The organism is Peptostreptococcus sp. MV1 (genome assembly GCF_000758885.1).
Taxonomy (GTDB): domain Bacteria; phylum Bacillota; class Clostridia; order Peptostreptococcales; family Peptostreptococcaceae; genus Peptostreptococcus.
In genome coordinates this window covers 1-21605 of record NZ_JRNB01000007.1, presented here as the reverse complement: position 1 = coordinate 21605, position 21605 = coordinate 1, and the positions used below count along the sequence as shown (strand labels likewise).

The 21605-nt window shown below is 36.8% G+C and carries 23 protein-coding genes; 20 read left to right on the top strand and 3 right to left on the bottom strand.

Going from position 1 to position 21605, the window contains the following annotated elements:
* Positions 1-92: 92 nt before the first annotated feature.
* Positions 93-695: an ECF transporter S component gene (locus HMPREF1639_RS01075; protein WP_036762340.1), complete on the bottom strand. Its 603-nt coding sequence runs from the start codon at positions 693-695 to the stop codon at positions 93-95.
* A 321-nt stretch (positions 696-1016) separates the two neighbouring features.
* Between HMPREF1639_RS01075 and HMPREF1639_RS01070 the strand changes: the two genes are divergently transcribed.
* From HMPREF1639_RS01070 to rplT, 4 genes are all read left to right on the top strand, one after another.
* Positions 1017-1880: a methionyl aminopeptidase gene (locus tag HMPREF1639_RS01070; RefSeq protein ID WP_084572440.1), complete on the top strand. Its 864-nt coding sequence runs from the start codon at positions 1017-1019 to the stop codon at positions 1878-1880.
* Positions 1881-2169: 289 nt separating this feature from the next.
* Positions 2170-2628 (top strand): translation initiation factor IF-3, encoded by a 459-nt coding sequence (gene infC, locus HMPREF1639_RS01065; protein WP_242847251.1) that lies wholly within the window; start codon positions 2170-2172, stop codon positions 2626-2628.
* A gap of 26 nt (positions 2629-2654) precedes the next feature.
* Positions 2655-2852 (top strand): 50S ribosomal protein L35, encoded by a 198-nt coding sequence (gene rpmI / locus HMPREF1639_RS01060; RefSeq protein WP_007790110.1) that lies wholly within the window; start codon positions 2655-2657, stop codon positions 2850-2852.
* Positions 2853-2876: 24 nt separating this feature from the next.
* Positions 2877-3233 carry a 50S ribosomal protein L20 gene (gene rplT / locus HMPREF1639_RS01055; RefSeq protein WP_036762334.1) on the top strand — a complete coding sequence of 119 codons (357 nt, stop codon included), beginning with the start codon at positions 2877-2879 and terminating at the stop codon, positions 3231-3233.
* Positions 3234-3405: 172 nt separating this feature from the next.
* Here rplT and HMPREF1639_RS01050 read toward each other — a convergent pair whose 3' ends face one another.
* Positions 3406-3747, bottom strand: coding sequence for a hypothetical protein (locus HMPREF1639_RS01050; RefSeq protein ID WP_052045364.1), 342 nt, complete (start codon positions 3745-3747; stop codon positions 3406-3408).
* Between the two features lie 499 nt (positions 3748-4246).
* Between HMPREF1639_RS01050 and HMPREF1639_RS01045 the strand changes: the two genes are divergently transcribed.
* Positions 4247-4888, top strand: a complete 642-nt coding sequence (locus HMPREF1639_RS01045) for a 3D domain-containing protein (protein ID WP_036762332.1) — start codon at positions 4247-4249, stop codon at positions 4886-4888.
* Positions 4889-5088: 200 nt separating this feature from the next.
* Here HMPREF1639_RS01045 and HMPREF1639_RS01040 read toward each other — a convergent pair whose 3' ends face one another.
* Positions 5089-5655, bottom strand: a complete 567-nt coding sequence (locus HMPREF1639_RS01040) for a helix-turn-helix domain-containing protein (protein WP_036762330.1) — start codon at positions 5653-5655, stop codon at positions 5089-5091.
* 347 nt (positions 5656-6002) lie between these two features.
* Here HMPREF1639_RS01040 and ruvC point away from each other — a divergent pair, with 347 nt between their 5' ends.
* The 15 genes from ruvC to ppdK all read left to right on the top strand — a co-directional run bounded on the left by ruvC (position 6003) and on the right by ppdK (position 21436).
* Positions 6003-6503, top strand: a complete 501-nt coding sequence (ruvC, locus tag HMPREF1639_RS01035) for a crossover junction endodeoxyribonuclease RuvC (protein WP_036762328.1) — start codon at positions 6003-6005, stop codon at positions 6501-6503.
* A 10-nt stretch (positions 6504-6513) separates the two neighbouring features.
* A complete protein-coding gene (gene ruvA, locus HMPREF1639_RS01030; protein ID WP_036762326.1) occupies positions 6514-7125 on the top strand; it encodes a Holliday junction branch migration protein RuvA in 612 nt (203 codons plus the stop codon).
* A 45-nt stretch (positions 7126-7170) separates the two neighbouring features.
* Positions 7171-8151, top strand: a complete 981-nt coding sequence (ruvB, locus tag HMPREF1639_RS01025) for a Holliday junction branch migration DNA helicase RuvB (RefSeq protein WP_156955921.1) — start codon at positions 7171-7173, stop codon at positions 8149-8151.
* Positions 8152-8182: 31 nt separating this feature from the next.
* Positions 8183-9208, top strand: coding sequence for a tRNA preQ1(34) S-adenosylmethionine ribosyltransferase-isomerase QueA (gene queA / locus HMPREF1639_RS01020; protein ID WP_036762321.1), 1026 nt, complete (start codon positions 8183-8185; stop codon positions 9206-9208).
* Positions 9209-9335: 127 nt separating this feature from the next.
* Positions 9336-10454 (top strand): tRNA guanosine(34) transglycosylase Tgt, encoded by a 1119-nt coding sequence (tgt, locus tag HMPREF1639_RS01015; protein WP_036762320.1) that lies wholly within the window; start codon positions 9336-9338, stop codon positions 10452-10454.
* Between the two features lie 57 nt (positions 10455-10511).
* A complete protein-coding gene (yajC, locus tag HMPREF1639_RS01010) occupies positions 10512-10832 on the top strand; it encodes a preprotein translocase subunit YajC (protein WP_036762319.1) in 321 nt (106 codons plus the stop codon).
* Positions 10833-10917: 85 nt separating this feature from the next.
* Positions 10918-11061, top strand: a complete 144-nt coding sequence (gene scfA / locus HMPREF1639_RS09010; protein WP_007789995.1) for a six-cysteine ranthipeptide SCIFF — start codon at positions 10918-10920, stop codon at positions 11059-11061.
* A 72-nt stretch (positions 11062-11133) separates the two neighbouring features.
* Positions 11134-12087, top strand: a complete 954-nt coding sequence (locus HMPREF1639_RS01005; RefSeq protein WP_036762317.1) for a cell wall-binding repeat-containing protein — start codon at positions 11134-11136, stop codon at positions 12085-12087.
* A gap of 4 nt (positions 12088-12091) precedes the next feature.
* Positions 12092-14083 carry an LTA synthase family protein gene (locus HMPREF1639_RS01000; protein WP_036762315.1) on the top strand — a complete coding sequence of 664 codons (1992 nt, stop codon included), beginning with the start codon at positions 12092-12094 and terminating at the stop codon, positions 14081-14083.
* A gap of 67 nt (positions 14084-14150) precedes the next feature.
* A complete protein-coding gene (locus HMPREF1639_RS00995) occupies positions 14151-15521 on the top strand; it encodes a TrkH family potassium uptake protein (RefSeq protein ID WP_036762313.1) in 1371 nt (456 codons plus the stop codon).
* 11 nt (positions 15522-15532) lie between these two features.
* Positions 15533-16207 (top strand): potassium channel family protein, encoded by a 675-nt coding sequence (locus HMPREF1639_RS00990; RefSeq protein WP_036762312.1) that lies wholly within the window; start codon positions 15533-15535, stop codon positions 16205-16207.
* Positions 16208-16217: 10 nt separating this feature from the next.
* The gene (locus HMPREF1639_RS00985) at positions 16218-16988 is read left to right on the top strand and encodes a TrmH family RNA methyltransferase (protein ID WP_036762310.1); all 771 of its coding nucleotides are present in this window, start codon (positions 16218-16220) and stop codon (positions 16986-16988) included.
* A gap of 283 nt (positions 16989-17271) precedes the next feature.
* On the top strand, positions 17272-17907 hold the full coding sequence (locus HMPREF1639_RS00980) for a helix-turn-helix transcriptional regulator (RefSeq protein ID WP_036762308.1): 636 nt from the start codon (positions 17272-17274) through the stop codon (positions 17905-17907).
* 28 nt (positions 17908-17935) lie between these two features.
* Positions 17936-18775, top strand: coding sequence for a pyruvate, water dikinase regulatory protein (locus HMPREF1639_RS00975; protein ID WP_036762306.1), 840 nt, complete (start codon positions 17936-17938; stop codon positions 18773-18775).
* Positions 18776-18790: 15 nt separating this feature from the next.
* Positions 18791-21436, top strand: coding sequence for a pyruvate, phosphate dikinase (gene ppdK, locus HMPREF1639_RS00970; RefSeq protein ID WP_036762305.1), 2646 nt, complete (start codon positions 18791-18793; stop codon positions 21434-21436).
* Positions 21437-21605 lie beyond the last annotated feature (169 nt).

Genomic DNA, 21605 nt, shown 5'->3' with positions numbered 1-21605 from the left:
AGAAGGAAGACTAAAATTTTAGCTTCCTTCTTTATTTTGGTTTAATAGGTTTATTAAGGTATTCTTATGTACTAATTTACATGCAAACAAGCTTACTTGTCTTCAATGATATCGTAATCAACCAAAAGATTTGATTTTACCAATATAGGTCTAAGTGCAGTATATAGTAACATAGCGATTATAACTGTTGTAATAGCGTTAAAGAATGTTACTCCAGCACTTAATTTAGCAAGTACGCTTGCTACATCGGCAGGATGACCTAATACGTATATCTTGTAGAAATATCCTACTATAGGATCTGCAAAAACATTGAATGCCATACCTATGATTGAACCTGATAGGGCATACTTAAAGACTTTCTTTGGATCGTTTGTGTGGTTTATTCTGCCTATTCTGTGGGCAATTAAACCAACGATTAAACCTATGCATAGCTTAAGAACAAAAGTCTTAGGTGCAACTAGGATATATACTGGGTCCATTATATCTGCAATTGTCATACCGATTGCTCCAGCTAGACCGCCGTAGAAACCACCTATTAGTAGGGCAGCTAGTACTAGGAATACATTACCGAAGTGGATAGATGTAGCATCTCCTCCTGGAACTGGTATCTTGATCTGTAGGTACGTGAATGTTACAAAGCAAAGTGCAGCTAGTATAGCTGATTGAGTTAGCTTTGCGATTTTTTTGTTTTTCATAATTCCTCCTAATTTTTTAAAAGTATATAATTACAAGTACAATTCTATCAATTTATGGGTCGAAAAGTCAACGACTGTACCCAATATGAATAAAAAATAGACTTTGTACCCATACAATAAATATTCTCTTTTGATATATATTAATATTAAAAGACCTTTTGCAAATAATTTTAAAAAGTTCTATAATATTTGAGTTTATTTGGTATAATAGATATGGACAAGCAGAAATAAGCAATTATAGATTAATCTAATTTGTGAGTAGGCTTATAAAATCTATGAATAGATTAGTCGGGTCTAATTAAATAAAAGAGGAGGATATATATGGATAGAAATGATAAGTGTTGGTGTGGCAGTGGATTAAAGTACAAGAAGTGCCACATGGATTTGGACGACAAGATAAGAGAATATGCTATGAAGGGCCATCTTGTGCCGGATAGATTTAATATAAAGACTCCAAGAGAAATAGAGGCTATAAAGGTTAGCGCAGAGGTCAATACAGGTGTTCTAGACCACCTAGAAGGTAAAATCGTTGCGGGTATGTCTACCGAGGACATAAATAAGCTAGTTCATAACTATACTGTTGAGCATGACGCTATACCGGCCCCACTAAATTACGAGGGATTTCCAAAGAGTTGCTGCACATCTATAAACAACGAGGTTTGCCATGGTATACCATCTGAAGATATAATACTGAAGGATGGTGATATCATAAATGTCGATGTGTCGACTATAAAAAATGGATATTTTTCAGATGCATCAAGGATGTTTATGGTAGGCGACGTAAGCGAGGAAGCTAGAAGGCTAGTTGAAGTGACTAAGGAATGCCTAAATATAGGTCTAGACCAGGTAAAGCCTTGGGGTCATATTGGTGACATAGGTGCAGCTATAAAGGAGTATGCAGAGTCTAAGGGATATTCTGTAGTTACTATGTTCGGTGGACATGGTATAGGTAATGAATTCCACGAAGAACCATTTGTATCTCATGTAGGAAGAAGAGATACAGGTATGTTGATGGTTCCTGGTATGGTGTTTACTATAGAGCCTATGATAAATGCCGGTAGACCACAGGTATATGTAGACAAGAAAAATGGTTGGACTTCATATACTAAGGATGGAAGTCTATCTGCCCAATGGGAACACCAGATTTTGGTTACAGAAGATGGATATGAAATTATTTCAGCATAATTAATAAAATGGATTGACAGGGACGGTTTTTTGTATTATACTAGTCAAGTAGTGAAAAGAAGTAGAATCCGTTCTCACCTTACAGCACCGCTAGTAGGGTTGTATAAGTTTAATCAGTAGTTTATTTTGCTGTTTTATTTTAGGACTTATGACGGATTTTTATATCCGTCTTTTTTTCGTACTGAAGAGATTTCTCGGTGAGAAATTTTTATTTTTAAGAAAGTAGAGGTGTTCTAATATTAGTAAAGAACTAGCGATCAATGAAGAAATAAGAGTAAAGGAAGTCAGGTTGATTTCTGATACAGGAGAACAGTTAGGTATAGTTACTTCAAAGCAGGCAAAGGAGTTGGCAAGTTCAAAGAATCTGGACCTTGCAATGATATCACCTAATGCTAAGCCACCTGTTTGCAAGATCATGGACTATGGTAAGTACAAGTATGAGCAGGCCAGGAAGGAAAAGGAAGCAAAGAAAAAGCAAAAAATAATAAATGTCAAGGAAGTAAGACTTAGACCAGGTATTGGAGATAATGACCTTAAGACAAAGGCAAATCAGGCAGCTAAGTTCTTGCAGAAGGGTGACAAGGTCAAGGTTGAATTGAGATTCAGAGGTAGAGAGCTTGGTCACAAGGACATCGGTAAGGAAGTAATGTTGAAGTTTATTGACATGTTGAGTGAGTTTGGAGAACCAAATAAAGCCCCTAAGTTTGAGGGAAATAATATGGTTGCAATTATAGATCCAAAAAAATAGATAAATATTGAGAGGAGGATTTTGTTATGCCAAAGATGAAAACACATAGAGGTGCAGCAAAGAGATTAAAGAGAACAGGAAGCGGAAAGCTAAAGAGAGCAAAGGCTTATAAGAGTCATATACTTACAAAGAAATCACCTAAGACTAAGATGAACTTGAGACAGTCAACTTTAGTAAGTGATGGCGATGCAAAGAGAATAGCACAATTATTACCATACAAGTAAGATTAGTATTTAGGAGGTTTAGAAATGGCAAGAGTAAAGAAGGGTATGAATGCCCATAAGAGACATAAAAAGGTATTAAAGCTTGCAAAGGGATACCAGGGATCAAGAAGTAAGCTTTTCAAGACTTCAAACCAGTTTGTAATGAAGGCGTTAAAGAATGCTTACATTGGTAGAAAGCAGAAAAAGAGAGATTTTAGAAAGCTTTGGATACAGAGAATAAATGCAGCATGTAGAATGAATGACATGTCTTATTCTAAGTTCATGAACGGTCTAAAGAAGGCTGGAGTAGAAGTTAACAGAAAGATGCTTTCTGAATTAGCTATAGCTGATCCAGAAGGATTTGCTAAGTTAGTAGCAGTTGCTAAGGAACATTTAGCATAGTTTTGACATAGTGAGACGTACCGAGTTTGGACGTCTCTTTTTTTGTCCAAATATATAATGTGTATATTATCGATATTTTAACTGTATTTTTAACTGTATATAGGTAGTATTTTTATTAAAAATCACACTAAAAGGACCCTCAATAAGAGGGTCCTTTTAATCCAATTAAAATTTAATTCTTTTTGAAATGATCCTTGGCCTTGACTGCCAAGCTAGCAGATTTTACGATACCTGTCTTGAATTTATCCTTGGCTGTGCTTATATCATCGCCTATATCTACTGCTACTTCACTCACTTCCTTCACATTGTCACTAATAGCATCCACATTTTCCAATATAGTAGGCAATTTAGCTATTGTAAGTCCAACATTTGTAGTATTTTGGATTAGGAGATTGTCCACATTTTCGATTAATTTTATCAGTTTTTTTAATAAAATAATCAGGGCCACAAGTACCATGCATCCAAGTATAGCCAGTATAAATAAAATTGTTTGCATACTTATTGTTAAAGTCATATTACACCACCAATCTAGATTTTTTATCTAATATATATTCGCTATAATTAATTATATAGTATAGTAGGCTGAAATGAAAGCTATAGATAAAAATTTGTATTTATTTTAATTTTGCTAATTACGGTAAATACCTTTATCAAAGCATGTGCGGATAAATAGGTATATTTTTTCTGAAAAATGAAGTTATTAATGCATTATTTCTATAGGTTGAGGGAATCTAAAAAGTAAAACTAGTTACAAAATGTAACTTTTATTACAAGGGTACAAGTTAGTACTTTCAAGCGTTTGAAGGTGTAAGTACTCCTTTAGAAGTAAAAAATAGTTGCTTTTTTGTAATTTTTGTATTAGAATAAAGAAGTTGGCAGTACTAATGTAACAAAAATAAAACAAAAGTTACAAATATGTAAACAATATTGTCTGACAAAAATGAATAAAATTATTCAAAAAGAAAAAGGTAGGTAAAATTTTAGATTTATTTATCTAACTGAGGAGGATATTTATGAAAAAAATATTAGGTAAGATAGTCTGTATGACTTTTATATTATTTTTTGCATTTGGAGGAAGTATGTCTAATGCTGAGTCTATACTAGCAACTAGCGGTTGGAGTATATCTAACGGCAAGCAGGTCTATGTTGGCTCTGATGGAAAAAATCTTAAGGGATGGAACAGGATTAGTGGATTATGGTTCTACTTTAATTCTTCTGGACAGATGGTAACAGGCATCCAGAATATAAACGGCAAGACATATGAATTTAATAGGGATGGAAGCTATAATAGGCAAGTGCCAGCAAGCAAGACAAGTGCTTATGCAAATTCAACTTCTAACGGCAAGGTCAAGTATTACGATAAGCGTGGTAACTATATTGGTACGGGAAAGAAGTATATATCTAATGCGAGTGCTTATTCAGGAGATACAATGACTGCTTCTGGTCAGAGGCCAAGATGGGGTACTATAGCTGTGGATCCGAGGGTTATTCCTCTTGGCTCTAAGGTATATGTACCATATTTTGACAAAGTATTTATAGCAAATGATACTGGCGGTATCATTAGAGGAACTATGATAGATATATTTATGAAGTCTGCCAGTAATATGAGGAATTTTGGCAGAAGAAATCTAGAGATAGTAGTATTAGACAGATAAGCAACTTGAGTTACATTAATTAAGACTAAATAACTCAAGGTATATAAAATCAACCAAAACCCCCTAACCTTATAGCCTTATTGAACTGACTCTCAAAAGTTAGACCTAAAAATCTAATGATTGGTAGCTTGGTTCATATTGGTCTATTGGGTTAGGGGGTTTTATATAATAAATTAAGTTCGTTAAAAGATGGAATAAACCTACCTAAGTTCTATTTTATTCGTTGCAAATATGATGTACACCTTGTTGACGGATATATTTTTAAATTTATATTTTAGGTCCGGTGTAATCCTCATGGTATCTCCCTTTCTCAAAAGGATTGACTTACCGTCGTTAGTTTGAACAGTAAGGCTTCCCTTTTCTATATGAATAATCTCATCAGAATTATTTTTACCTAAGGGTTGGTAGCTTGTTTCGGAATGAGAGTTAAATATTATTCTTAGTAGATATATATTTAGTGTATTAGACCTAGTTGTCAATAATTGAAATTCCAGATTATCTCTGTCTGGATATATGACAGTAGACAAAGATTCCGATCTCTTTACCAAATTTTCTAAAATAACAGGCTCTTCAAATAAAGATGAAAGACTGATGTTCATCGTTTCAGATATTGCATTTAAAACACTTAGACTAGGGTTTCCGACACCTCTTTCTAACTGGCTAAGTAGGGCAGTACTAATACCTGAGATATCCGAAAAGTCTTTAATGGTCATATTATTATTTTTTCTGTATTCTACGAGTCTGCTACTGAGTTGAGTAATATCCATGATAAGCCTCCTAATAGCCTTAAATATTTACGTAATTATACCCGCTGTATAATATCAACAAGCAATCATTATGATGGTCAAGTGATAGTAAGTATATTATAGCATTTGATATAAAAAAATGATATATAATATAAAAAAATATTTGTATTAAAATGTAATGTGCTATAACATATGTTACACAATTGAATAAGTATTTTGAAAAACTTTCTCGTAAGTGTAACATATGTATTGACAACTAAGAGAATATAAAAAAATATTTGTATTAAAACAAATTGTTATATTTTTTTATATGTGATAAAATAAAGAGTAATGCATATTTAGGCATAGGACCAATAGAGGAAGGTATTATGATAATTTTGGGAATAGATCCAGGCTTGGCCATTATTGGTTATGGACTGGTTGAATATAAGAATAGTAGGTTTAGGACCATAGATTATGGTGCTATAACTACTCCAGCCGGTATGAGTGTTGTGGAGAGGTTGGAGAGGATATACAAGGGTATGAACCAACTCTTTCATATGTACGATATAGACGAGGTTGGTATAGAAGAATTATTTTTCAATAAGAATGTCAAGACTGCAATAACAGTTGCCCAGGCCAGGGGTGTTATCCTCCTGTCTTGCCAACATCATGCAAAGCCAACTTATGAATACACACCCCTACAGGTCAAGCAGGGTGTATGTGGATACGGTAGGGCTGACAAGTCTCAGGTTCAAAAGATGGTTACTTCTTTTTTGAATCTAAAAGAAATTCCAAAGCCGGATGACGTAGCAGATGCCTTGGCTGTGGCTATTTGTCATGCACATTCTAATAGGATGGGTAAGGAATTGAGTAAGTTTGATAAATAGGAGTGATTAAATGATAGGATATATTAAGGGAATTGTTGAAGAGATAGGTATAGACCATGTCTTGCTAGAAAATAATGATATAGGATACAAGTTGAATGTATCCAGCAACACAATAGCCCAATTACAGGAGGGTGAGAGGGTCAAGATATATACCAAGATGATTGTGAGAGAGGACGATATTAGCTTGTGTGGCTTTTATACAAAGGAAGAGCTGGAAATGTTCAACCTGCTTACGTCAGTGTCAAAGATAGGAACAAAGCTGGGTCTAGCGATTCTTTCCTTTGCGACACCATCCCAGCTCCACCTGTATATTTCTAGCTCCGATACCAAGACCTTGTCAAAGGCTCCAGGTGTCGGTAAGAAAACTGCAGAGAGAATGGTCTTGGAATTAAAAGACAAGCTGGGTAAATTGGCAATAAGCCTAGAAGACATGGGGCATGAACCGACTGCATCAATTCCGACTACTAGCGATGGTGAGGCTATAGATGCCTTGGTTGCACTGGGTTATACTGGTCAGGAATCCAAGGTGGCTGTGGACTTTGTAAAGCAAGCTGGTATGGGGGTTGAAGATATAGTAAAGAAGGCCCTAGAGTATATTTTGAAGACAAATTTCAAATTCTAATAGGAGGTAGGTATTGTGGATGAAGAGCGTCTAATTACTTCCAGTATGAAGGAAGAGGATTTTGATATAGAAAATAGTTTGAGACCCAAGTCACTAGATGAATACCTGGGCCAAGAAAAATCTAAGGAGCAGTTGAGGATTTTTATAGATGCTGCCAAGTCGAGAAATGAGTCCCTGGATCATGTTCTCTTATATGGACCTCCAGGTCTTGGTAAAACTACACTGGCAGGCATCATAGCCAATGAAATGGGAGTTAATTTAAGGATTACCTCGGGTCCTGCCATTGAGAGGGCAGGTGATTTGGCTGCTATTTTGACAAATCTGCAAGAAAATGATGTCTTGTTTATTGATGAAATTCATAGAATCAACAGGAGTGTCGAAGAGGTCCTATATCCAGCCATGGAAGATTTCTGCCTGGATATAATAATAGGTAAGGGGCCTTCAGCCAGAAGTATTAGGCTGGACCTACCTAGGTTTACGCTTATAGGTGCGACGACTAGGGCTGGTATGCTGACGAATCCTTTGAGGGATAGGTTTGGTGTTATTTGTAAGCTAGACTACTACAAGGAAAATGAATTGGCTGAAATTGTTCGTAGGTCATCTGGAATATTAAGTGCCGGAATAATGGATGACGGGGCAATTCAAATAGCAAGAAGGTCTAGGGGAACGCCAAGAATAGCTAATAGATTGTTAAAGAGGGTTAGGGATTTTGCCCAGGTCAAGGCAGATGGAAATATCACAGACCAGGTGGCGCAGGCAGCTTTGGAACTATTGGGGGTAGATTCTCTAGGCTTGGACTTTGTCGACAAGAAGCTCCTGATGACAATTATAGAGAAGTTTAACGGGGGTCCTGTGGGACTAGATACCCTGGCTGCCTCTATAGGAGAAGACAGGAATACAATAGAAGACGTATACGAGCCTTATCTGCTACAGTTGGGCTTTATCAATAGGGCACCTAGGGGTAGGATAGCCATGCCAAGGGCCTATCAACACTTAGGTATACCATACGAAGAAAAAAATAAATAGTCGATGTAAACAAATATGAATGAGGTGAGGTATGAAAACTAGTGATTTTAAATATGATTTACCACATGAGCTGATAGCCCAGGTTCCTATCAAGGACAGGTCTAGTTCTAGGTTAATGGTATTGAATAAGGAAACAGGAGAGATAGAACATAAGGTTTTTAAAAATATAATAGATTATTTGGAAGAAGGAGACTGCCTAGTCTTAAACGATACTAGGGTTATACCAGCTAGGTTGATAGGCGAAAAGGTAGAATCCGGCGGTAAGATGGAATTTTTGCTGTTGAAGAGAAATGAGGATGACACTTGGGAGACGCTTGTCAAGCCGGGTAAGAGGGCCAAGATAGGTTCTAGATTTTCTTTCGGTGGAGGCAAGCTATTTGCAGATGTTGTAGATATATTGGCTGACGGGTCCAGGTTGGTAACATTCGACTACGATGGTATTTTTGAGGAAATTTTAGATGAATTGGGAAATATGCCCCTACCGCCATACATTACTGAAAAGTTAGAGGACAAGGATAGGTACCAGACAGTATATTCCAAGCATAATGGTTCTGCAGCAGCTCCTACAGCAGGTCTTCATTTTACAGACGAGCTATTAGACCAGATTAGGGCCAAGGGGGTCAAGACAGCCTTTGTAACCCTGCACGTAGGCTTGGGAACATTTAGGCCAGTCAAGGTGGACGATGTCGACAAGCACAAGATGCATTCTGAATTTTATAGTGTGTCTCAAGAGGCTGCAGATATGATCAATGATGCAAAAAAGTCGTCCAAGAGGGTTATATGTGTAGGTACTACTAGTTGTAGGACAATTGAGTCAGCCAGTGGACCGGATGGAAGACTCAAGGCTGGAAGTGGATGGACGGATATATTTATTTATCCGGGGTACGAGTTCAAGTTATGTGATAACCTAATCACCAATTTCCACCTACCAGAATCTACCTTGATTATGCTAGTTAGTGCCCTATCTAGTAGGGAAAATATACTCAATGCTTATAGGGTGGCAGTAGATGAAAAGTACAGGTTCTTTAGCTTTGGGGACGCAATGTTCCTAAAATAGGGGTCTTGTATTATAGACATGGTACTTGGATGTAAAGCAAACGTGCCTAAAGAATTGGGGTAGATATATAAAAAAATAAAAAATATACGTATTGATATTATATAAATAAAATGATGAAAGGAAGTATATGTACGCAGTTAGATATGAATTAATAAAGACGTGTAAGCAAACTGGAGCTAGGTTGGGTAGGCTTCATACTCCACATGGGATTATAGAGACCCCAATATTTATGCCAGTAGGTACACAGGCTACAGTAAAGGCCATGACTCCAGAGGAACTAAAGGAGATAGGGTCACAGATTATTTTGAGCAATACCTACCACCTGTATATGAGGCCAGGCCATGACCTAATAGAAAGGGCAGGAGGTCTACATAAGTTTATGAATTGGGACAAGCCAATCCTGACAGATAGTGGTGGTTTTCAGGTATTTAGTCTAGGCCCACTTAGAAAGATAAAGGAAGAAGGGGTAGAATTTAGGTCCCACCTAGATGGTTCAAAGCACTTTTTATCACCTGAAAAGGCAATGGAAATACAAAATTCTCTAGGTTCAGATATAATGATGGCCTTTGATGAATGTGCTCCTTATCCAGCAGACAGGCAGTATGTCAAGAATTCTTTGGAGAGAACTACTAGGTGGCTAGAGAGGTGTAAAGAGGCTCACAAGTATCCTGAAAAGCAGGCTCTATTTGGAATAGTACAGGGTGGTATGTATAAGGATCTTAGGGAACAGTCGGCCAAGGAAATTACGGCTATTGACCTGCCAGGTTATGCCATTGGAGGCCTGAGTGTTGGAGAGCCAAAGGAAATGATGTATGAAGTCTTGGATTACACTGTGCCTCTACTACCAGAAGACAAGCCTAGGTACCTGATGGGTGTAGGTTCGCCGGATGACCTCTTGGAAGGTGTATTGAGGGGAATTGATATGTTTGACTGTGTTTTACCTACTAGGATAGCTAGAAATGGTACTGCAATGACTAGTCAGGGTAAGGTCGTAGTAAGAAACGCATCCTATGCAGAGGATTTTACGACTTTGGACCCAGAATGTGATTGCTACACTTGCAGGAACTATACAAAGGCCTATATTAGGCACTTGATAAAGTGTAATGAGATATTAGGGGCTAGACTCCTTACTATCCATAACCTTCACTTCCTGCTAAAACTGATGGAAAATGTCAGACAGGCTATTAGAGAAGATAGACTTTTAGACTTCAAAAACGACTTCTTTGCAAAATATTATGGTAAATAAGGGATAGATGGTTTATAATATAACATATATGACTTTATATAGAAGGAGGGTATAATCATGCCACAGAACCAGATGGTCATGGGAATTGGTATATGGATATTAATATTTGTAATATTCTATTTCATACTAATAAGACCGCAAAAGCAAAAGGAAAAGAAACTTAATGAAATGAGAAATTCTATTGACAAGGGTGATACAGTAGTTACAGTTGGAGGTATAATAGCCAAGGTAACTAGGGTTGAAGAAGATAGGATAATACTTGAATTAGGTCCAAATAGAACTAAGGTTCCATTTGAAAAATGGGCTATTGGTAGAGTTATTGAAAAGGCAGCCAAGGATGAAGAGGCTGTTGAAGTTGAAGAAAAGTTAGAACAGTAATACCAAGCAGTATGTGAAAAATACTACTCAAGTTATCATATATGTGGTATAATTGATGTAGAAAATTTATTTTGGAGGGATTACTATGGAAAAGAAACATGTAAAAACTCTTTCAAAGGCTACTTTAAAGGAAAGTGCAGCAAAGGGTGGATGTGGCGAATGTCAGACTTCTTGCCAGTCTGCTTGCAAGACTTCTTGTACAGTTGCTAACCAAGAGTGCGAAAGATAGTATTCGAAGAGAGTAAAAGACAGCCTTTATGGCTGTCTTTTCATATCAAGAAAAAATATAGGAGGTTAATATATGAAAATCAAGAAAAAAGCCTTATCTCTAGCATTGTCACTTACTATGCTTGCTTGTAGCTTGGCTTCTGCCAATGCCTTGTCATACAGTGAAATACAGCAGATAAAGGGATCAGACAGATATGCTACAGCTAGTGGAATAGCAGGAGAATATGGTCTATATGACTCAGTAATATTGGTAAATGCAGATAGGAACAAGTTAGCAGATGGTTTGAGTGCCAGTGGTCTGGCAGGTGTAATAAAGGCACCAATACTTTTGGTACACAGGGATAGCATACCAAATGAAACGCAGTTAAGAATGGAAATAGCTAAGAAAGTATACATTATAGGCTCAGATAATTCTGTAAGTTCTAACATAGAAAACAGACTGAGAGACCAGGGTGGTTTTACAGTGAAGAGAATAGGAGGCCTAAATAGATATGAAACTAGTAATAATGTAGCTAACGAAATTTTAAATATAAAGGGTGCCGTTGGAAAGGTATTTATAGCAAATGGAAGCAGGGGAGAGGCCGATGCCATGAGTATCTCTGCTGTAGCAGCTAGAGATGGGGAGCCAATCCTACTTACAAATGGAACTAGTATCAATAATACGGCTAGAACAATATCTGAATCTACAAAAAATGTATATGCAATCGGTGGTGTAGATTCAATATCATCTAGACTAGTTAGTTCTCTAGGAGCTACTCGTGTTAGTGGAAATAGTAGATATTTAACTAATTCACAAGTTATAAGAACTTTCTACAGGGAAACACCATTCAAATATTTACTTAGTGATGGTTACAAGCTAGTCGATGCATTAACAGGTGGACCACTAGCAGGTAGAAATAATGCTCCTATAGTTTTGGTAAGTGCTAATAGTGACAAGTCTGTCCTAAGAGGAGCCACATCCTTAGTATCTTTGGGAGGAATCAGTCAGAGCGTCTTGACTAGGTGTGCTGCTGAGACAAATAGGTAGAGCTATGAGATACAACAAGCAGAAATATGAAGGTAAATTTGATTTAATATTTTTATCTATATATTCATTGTTTTTGTTTGGTCTTATAGAGACAATTAATAGGCGGAGTTTTATAAGGTTTATAGACTTCGCCATAGATTTTCCAATCCAGTTTTTTATAAATTACTTTTTGATATTTATGATATTAGGCATATCTATGTTCTTAAAAAGAAAAGTATTCTATTATTATATAGCCAGTAACTTACTATTGATACTGGCTATTAGTAGTTCGGTCTTATATACCTTGAGGGGGATGCCCCTATCACCATATGACTTGATATCATACAAGGAGGCACTTAATATTGCAAATGTGTTTTTAGATATTAAGTTTATGGTAGTTGCCATTTTATTTATAATAGTCGTTATGGTCTTGTCAGTTTTCTTGTTTATGAGGTTCAAGACAGAAAACAGGCTTAGAAAGACATCGAATTCTATTGTTTTTTTGGTTGTAGCAACTGTATTTTTTATAGTTGTTCCTCAACTAAAGGCGGCAAAAATTGTTTCTGCAATAGCATGGGATCCGGAATTATCATATAAAACAAATGGGTTGGTTTTTTCTTTCGCAGATGAAAGTCTTCTCTCTATAAGAAGAAAACCACATGGATACAATAAGGAAAATATAGATGCAATTAGAGCATACTTAGACAAGCAGGTTAAAAACGATAAGAGATACATAAGGACTGGTGATGATAGACCAGATTTAATATTTGTTCAGCTGGAAGGTTTTATGGACCCTACAAGGTTGAAGGGTTGTAATTTTAATATAGATCCTATGCCAAATTTGCGTGCATTAATGGGTAGGTACACATCTGGATTGATGAATGTACCAGTTACAGGTGGTGGTACAGCTAGGACTGAGTATGAGGTTATGTCCGGATGTAATTTTGACTACCTAAACCAGGGAGAAATACCATATCAGACATTTTTAGCAAAGAAGCCATCGATTTCTATAGCTAGTCAAATGAGGTCATATGGTTATAGGTCTGAAGCGATACATAACTTTAATGCTAATTTTTATAATAGGCGAGAGGGTTACGAAAATATAGGTTATCAGAAATTTATTAGTCTTGAGTCAATGACGAATGTAGAGTATACTCCTATGTGGTGGCCAAAGGATAAACTTTTGACTAGGTATATAATGGGAGAGTTAAACCAGGCCAAGGGGCAATCTATGATATTTACTATATCTACTCAAGGACATAGTAAATATCCAACTAGTAATATGGATATGGAATATAAGGTCAAGCTCGTAAATTCAAAGTTACAAAAACCGGATCAAAATCAAATTAATTATTACGCAAATCAGGTTTATGAAATGGATATGTTTGTAAGAGACTTGAAGGCCAGCCTAGATGCTAGAAATAAAAAATATGTTTTAGTTATGTATGGAGATCATCTTCCAGCTTTAAACTTAATTACAAGCAACAGGTCTGGTGTAGATAAGTTTGAATCCTTGTTTACCATAGTAGATAATTTTGGTATAAAGAAGAGGTCCGTGCCAAAAGACTTTCAGGCCTATCAATTGTCTAGTATGGTGATGGATCTTGCAGGGCTTAGATATGGTCCGATGAATATGATGCATGCCTATTTAGTAAACAAGTCAGATTATCAGGAAAAATTGAAACTGGTTCAGTATGATATTTTATTTGGTAAAAAGTATTTTTTGAAGGAATCAGAACAGGCAATAGAAGACAACAAATTGCAACTTGGGACTAGAGATATGAGACTAGACTCAATAGTGAATAAAAATGGAAAGATTTATCTTAAGGGACAAGCAATGAATAAAAATATAAGGGCATACATAGGAGGCAAAAAGGCTGAGGTATACCTTATAGATGAAAAAACACTATTATTGAAAGAGGGGAATTATAAGGGTAGGAAAAAAGTATTCCTTGAATTAGTAGATAGTGATGAAAAGCCTATCTATAGGTCAAATGCATTAGATTACAAATTTTAGGGATTCGTAGGGGATTCCTAAAATTTATGGATTTTTACTAGACCTAGGATTTTTTATGGAGGAACAAATGAGGAAAAATAGCAAGATACATCCATCGCCCCTGTATATTTTATCACCTGGGCAGATGATGGTCGCAGGTTTTGGTTTTTTGATTTTATTGGGGGCCATACTCTTGACTACACCTTGGGCATCCGCTAGTGGAAGGACTACAAGTTTTCTTGACGGCCTTTTTACTGCGACATCAGCCATATGTGTAACAGGGTTAGTGGTTGTGGATACCAGTATTCACTGGTCTATATTTGGAAAAGTGGTAATAATATTTTTGATTCAGGTTGGTGGTCTAGGTTTTATGACCCTAGGTACACTAGTTGCCTTAATATTTGGAAAGAAAATCAATCTAAGACAGCGTATATTGATAAAGGAAGCCTTGAATCAAGAAGAATTATCAGGTTCTGTAAAATTGATAAAAAAGGTATTGAAGTATACCTTGATTATAGAAGGTCTAGGTGCCTTGATATTGTCTTTTGTATTTATACCGCAATTTGGTATTATAGATGGTATAGGTTATTCAATATTCACTTCAATATCTTCCTTTTGTAATGCTGGTTTTGACTTGATGGGTAGTGTATCTGGCGAGTATTCATCCATAATAAGTTATTACAACAGACCATTAATCGTATTTACTGTCTCAGCTTTGATAATTTTGGGCGGTATTGGTTTTCCTGTCATAATAAATGTTGTAAGCAAAAAAACTTTTAAAAAATTAAGTCTAAATTCCAAGTTAGCCTTGGTAACCACTGCCATATTGATAATAGGTGGATTTTTGATGATATTTTTTGGAGAAATAGGCCATTCTATGGATGGGATGAGTCTATGGGAAAAATTCCAGGTAGCATTTTTCCAGTCTGTAACCACTAGAACGGCAGGCTATGCTACAATAGACTTGACTAAGTTTAGAGAGTCGACTTTATTTGTTATGATAATACTCATGTTTATTGGTGCATCGCCAGCATCCACAGGTGGTGGTGTTAAAACTACTACAGCGGCGATTTTGTTTATAGCAGTAAAGTCATTTATAAAAAATGAAAACGAGATAACAGTTCAACACAAAAGGATAAATGTATTTACCTTTAGGAAGGCCCTAGGAGTATTTATAATAGCAATTACAATAGCGGTTTTGGGGGTTTACCTTTTGAGTATAACTCAGGATCCAAAGCATTTTAATATATTATCTTCAGCCTTTGAAGTATCGTCAGCTCTTGCTACAGTAGGTTTATCTCTGGCAGGTAGCAATCATTTGAACAGTGTTGGCAAGATAATAATAATGGCCTTGATGTTTACGGGTAGGGTAGGGTCCTTGACCATATTTACTGCCTTTATAAGTGAAAATAAGAGAAAAAGGGTAAGATACCCAGAAGCTAAAGTCTTAGTTGGCTAGGAGGATATAAGATGAAGCAGTTTATAGTAGTAGGTGGAGGTAGGTTTGGAGAATCTGCAGCCAAGGCCCTGACAGAATCAGGCCAAGAAGTAATGGTAGTAGACATAGATGAAGATGTAATTCAACAGATATCTGGTGAAGTAGAAAGTACGGCAATACTGGATGTCACAGATGAACAGGCTATGAATAGCATAGGTTTAAATAACTTTGATGTAGCTATAATAGCGATTGGTGGGGAGCTAAGAGCATCTATCATGGCTACCCTAATAGCCAAGGAAGCGGGAATACCACTTGTTATTAGTAGAGCCAAGGATAGTCTACAGGCTAATGTCCTAAAAAAGATAGGTGCAGACAGGGTTGTCTTCCCAGAGTCAGATATGGGAGTAAAGATAGCCAAGGCCTTGACCTTTGATAATGTAGTTGACTTTATGCAGTTGGATGAGACTCATTCAGTATTTGAAGTTACTGTTCCAAAGCTATGGGTAGGAAGTAACCTAATAGACCTGATGGTGAGGAAGAAGTATAATATCAATGTAGTTGGTGTTAAGAGAGGTGAAACTTTCCAGGTACCACCTAGTCCTAGCCAAAATTTCGAAGACGGAGATATTATAGTTATAGCTGGTCAGACCAAGGTTATAGAAGAGATTGCTCTATTGGTTAGTAGCGATTTATATGTTAAAAGATAGGAAATGCAAGATGACTTATATAAAGAGTAAGGACAATGAAAAATTTAAGAAAATAAAATCTCTCTTACTGGCAAAGAAAAGGAGTAAGGAGAAAAAATATCTTGCTGAAGGTTTGAGAACTGTAGAGTTGGCCCTTGAGCATGGGGCCGATATAGATATGCTTATATTGAGAGAGGGGACTGAATTTGAACTGGATACTAGGGATATCAACCTATATACCTTATCAAAAGACCTCTATGACCAAATTAGTGATACAGAGAATTCTCAAGGTATAATGGCAGTGATAAGGATGAAGAATTTTTCTAAAGAAGACTACAATCCGGACAAACATAAGAAGATTCTTATAATGGACAGGGTTCAAGATCCAGGTAATGCAGGTACCATTATTAGGACTGCCGACGCTATGGGCTTTGACCTGATTTGTATGACTAAGGGCTGTGTGGATGTTTATAATCCAAAAGTAGTGAGGTCAGCCATGGGGTCCAGTTTTTATATTGATGTGCTAATAGGGAGTCAGGAGGAGATTTTTGACTTGTTGAAGTCTTCGGGAGTCCAAATAGTATCTAGCTATCTAGCAACGGATAATTATTATGATCAGAGTAGCTATGCAGAATCCTGTGCTCTTGTAGTGGGCAATGAGGCCAATGGCATAAATGATTTTTGGATAGATAATTCCGATATCTTGGTCAAAATACCCATGTATGGTAAGGCGGAGTCTTTTAATGTTGCTATATCGGCTGCCCTTCTTATGAGTAGGGTGATTGTTAGTAATAGTAAATAGTGTATATTATATTAAGTAGTAGCTGTTCCTTGGTTGTTTCCAATGAACAGCTAATTTTTTAAAATATTTTCAAATAAGTTGTAGAAAAAAGTAACTAATATAAAAAGCTAATAAAGCCATAATAAGTTTAGTATTAAAATTATGATAAGGACACGATATAAATATTGAAAAATAAGTCTTGCTTAATGAATCATCAAGTATTATAATATACTATATAGAAACGGTATATCATATTAATAAAGAATATGATACTCTACTTAAGAGTAAATATGTTATAAGGTAGGTGATTATTATCCAACTGAATGATAGGCAATTGAAGATTATTGCTATAGTAAAGGAAAATGAGCCTATTACAGGAGAAAAAATTGCAGAAAAGCTAAAGGTAACTAGGGCAACACTAAGGTCAGACTTGGTTGTATTGACAATGACAGGTATCTTGGATGCTCGTCCTAAGGTTGGATATTTTTATGTCGGTGAAGGAGATTTTTCCAATGAAAATTCATCCATGAAAAATACTAAGGTATCCTCCGTTATGGGTGTACCACTAACTGCTAGACAAAGTGATTCTGTATATGATGTAATAGTAAATATTTTTTTGGAGGACTCTGGAGGAGTATTTATACTCGATGACGACGACTATTTATGTGGCGTAGTATCCAGGAAGGACTTGTTGAAGGCTACATTAGGTGGATCAGATGTCAATAAGCTACCGGTTGGTATGATAATGACTAGGATGCCTAACATAGCTACTGTTGAGGAAGATGAAAGAATCAATTTGGCTGCTACTAAGTTGATGAAGAGAGAAGTTGACAGTCTACCAGTTGTGAGGTATGAGGACAACGACAAGCAAAAAATAAAAGTTGTAGGAAAAATATCAAAAACTATAATTAATAGACTATTTGTCGAGATAACTGAATAATTTTGATGGGTAGTTTATGGGAGGTAATATGGAAAATAATTCGATGATATTCATTGTATCAGATTCACTGGGAGAAACTGCCAGGTCTATAGCTAAGGCATGTATTTACCAGTTTCCAAACCATGAAAATTGGGATATTAAGAGATTTTCTTATATAAATAACAGAGACTTGTTAAATGAAGTTTTTGAAGAGGCTAAAGGTAAAAGAGTTCTTGTAATGTATAGTTTGGTTGACACTGAGTTAGCCAACTATGCTAAGGATTACTGTGAGAAGGAAAATATAGAGTATATGGACCTTCTGACTCATATATTGAGGAAGATGAAGAGGATATCTGGTGTTGAACCACTTGGTGAACCAGGTTTAATCAGAAAGATGGACAAGTCCTACTTCAATAGGGTGGAGGCCATAGAATTTGCTGTCAAATATGATGACGGTAAGGATCCTAGAGGTCTATTGAAGGCGGATGTAGTCTTGGTTGGTATTTCTAGGACATCAAAAACACCGCTAAGTATGTACCTAGCGAACAAGCACCTGAAGGTTGCAAACGTTCCTTTGGTTCCAGAAGTACCTATTCCTAAAGAGTTATCTCAGGTAGAGACAAAGAGGATAATTGGTTTGACCAATTCACCTGAAAAGCTAAATACTATAAGGGTTGAGAGACTAAAGTCCATGGGACTATCAGGTACGGCTAACTATGCCAAGTTGGAGAGAATACTTGAAGAGTTGGATTATTCAGATAAGGTTATGAAAAACTTGAAGTGTCCTGTAATAAATGTGGCTAATAAGGCCATTGAGGAGACTGCAGGTATAATATTGGATATATTAAAAGAAAATGGAGTGGCCATTTTAAAAGATTACGAAATATAATATTAGGAGGAAAAGATGAGTAAAAAGTTTGTTTACAGTTTTGACGAAGGTAATAAGGACATGAGAGGTTTGCTAGGTGGTAAGGGTGCCAACTTAGCAGAGATGACTAATATAGGTCTTCCTGTTCCACAGGGATTCACTATAACTACAGAAGCATGTAATGACTACTATGACAAGGACCACAAGATCGTTCAGGAAGTGTTAGACCAGATTGATGAAAAGTTAAAGCAGCTTGAAAAAGAACAGGGCAAGACTCTTGGATGTGAAACTAATCCACTACTTGTATCTGTAAGATCAGGTGCCGTATTCTCAATGCCAGGTATGATGGATACAATCCTAAACCTAGGCCTAAATGACACAAGTGTAAAGGGGCTAATCGCTGCTACAAACAACGAAAGATTCTCATATGACTCATACAGAAGATTTATACAGATGTTCTCAGACGTTGCTATGGAGGTTCCTAAGTACAAGTTTGAAAACGTTCTTGACAAGATAAAGGAAGCTAAGGGATATGGTTCTGACCTTGACCTTACAACTGATGACCTAAAGGTAATCGTTGAAGAATTCAAGAAGATATACAAGGCTGAAATAGGTGAAGACTTCCCTCAGGATCCAAAGAAGCAGTTGATGCTAGCCATAGAGGCAGTATTCAGATCTTGGAACAATCCAAGAGCTATAGTATACAGAAAGTTAAATGATATACCAGGTAACCTTGGTACAGCAGTTAACATCCAGTCAATGGTATTTGGTAATATGGGTATGTCATCTGGTACAGGTGTTGCCTTTACAAGAAACCCATCTACTGGTGAAAATAAGCTATTTGGTGAATACCTAATCAATGCTCAGGGTGAAGACGTTGTTGCCGGTATCAGAACTCCACAGAGTATAGATACTCTAAAGGAAGAAATGCCTGATATGTACAAGCAGTTCGTAGAGATTACACAGACTCTAGAAGCTCACTACAAGGATATGCAGGATATTGAGTTTACTATAGAAAATGGAAAATTATACATACTACAGACTAGAAATGGTAAGAGAACAGCTAAGGCAGCTATAAATGTAGTAGTTGACCTAGTAAATGATGGTGTAATCGACAAGGAAGAAGCTATCATGAGAATTGAACCTAACCAGTTAGACCAGTTATTGCATCCAACATTTGATGCAAAGGCTCTAAAGGATGCTAAGCAGTTGGCTAAGGGTCTTCCAGCATCTCCAGGTGCTGCTACAGGTCAGGTATACTTCTATGCAGAGGATGCAGTAGAGCATGCAAAGGCTGGGGAAAAGGTACTCCTTGTTAGACAGGAAACATCTCCAGAAGATATAGAAGGTATGGTAAGTGCAGAAGGTATACTTACTGCTAGAGGTGGTATGACATCTCATGCTGCAGTTGTTGCAAGAGGTATGGGTAAGTGTTGTGTAGCTGGTTGTGGTGAACTTAGAGTTGATGAAGCAGCTAGAGAAATTAGAGTTGGTGACCTTGTGATCAAGGAAGGCGAATTTATGTCAATAGATGGTTCTTCAGGTTGTGTATACCTAGGACAGATAGCAATGACTAGTGTAGAAGTTGGTGGAAACTTCGGAGTATTCATGGCTTGGGTTGACGAAATCAGAGACATGATGGTTAGAACAAATGCAGACAATCCAAGAGATGCTAAGAAGGCTATAGAGTTCGGTGCTGAAGGTATAGGTCTTTGTAGAACTGAGCATATGTTCTTTGAAGAAGATAGAATACCAGCAGTTAGAAAGATGATACTTGCTGATAATGTAGAGGATAGAGTAAAGGCTCTAGATAGCTTGCTACCATTCCAGAGAGAAGACTTCCACGGAATATTCAAGGCTATGGAAGGTAGACCATGTAACGTTAGACTTCTTGACCCACCACTACACGAATTCCTTCCTCATGAAGATGGAGCAATTGCAGAACTTGCTAAGCAGATGGGAATAGCAGCTAGTGACCTTAAGAAGAGGGTTATGGACCTTGACGAATTCAATCCAATGCTAGGGCACAGAGGTTGTAGACTAGCCGTTACATATCCAGAAATATGTGAAATGCAGGCTAGGGCTATAGCACAGGGCGCTATACTAGCAATGAAGGACGGCGTAGATGTTAAGCCAGAAATCATGGTTCCATTAATCGGTACTGTAAACGAATTAAAGATGCTAAGACCTATTATAGAAGAAACTGTAGATGCTGAATTGGAAAAGGCTGGTATGAAGCTTGACTACACAGTAGGTACAATGATAGAAATACCAAGAGCTTGTGTGACTGCTGACGAAATAGCAGAAGTAGCTGACTTCTTCTCATTCGGTACAAATGACCTTACTCAGATGGGATTCGGTTATTCAAGAGATGACGCTGGTAAGTTCCTAGGTGAATACGTTGAAAAGGGTGTTCTAGAAAAAGACCCATTCCAGGTACTAGACCAGAAGGGTATAGGTAGACTAGTTGAAATGGCAGTTAAGCTAGGTAGGGGTGCTAAGCCAGGCCTTAAGTTAGGTATATGTGGAGAACACGGTGGTGAACCATCATCAGTTGAATTCTGCTACAAGCAGGGACTAAACTATGTATCTTGCTCACCATTCAGAGTGCCAATTGCTAGACTTGCAGCAGCTCAGGCAACTGTTAAGAAGAGAAAAGGCGACGGACATAGAGATAAGTAAGAAAATTGTATTCTATAGCCTAATAAAAGGTGATATAGGATAATAAAATGATTTAGTTTACGTTAACAGGTAGATGTAACATATAGAGTAATTGGTCGATATTGATCGCTTCTAGAATTTTTAAAAAAGGTTCTATAATATATAGCGTTGATGGTAACAAAAATGCTTT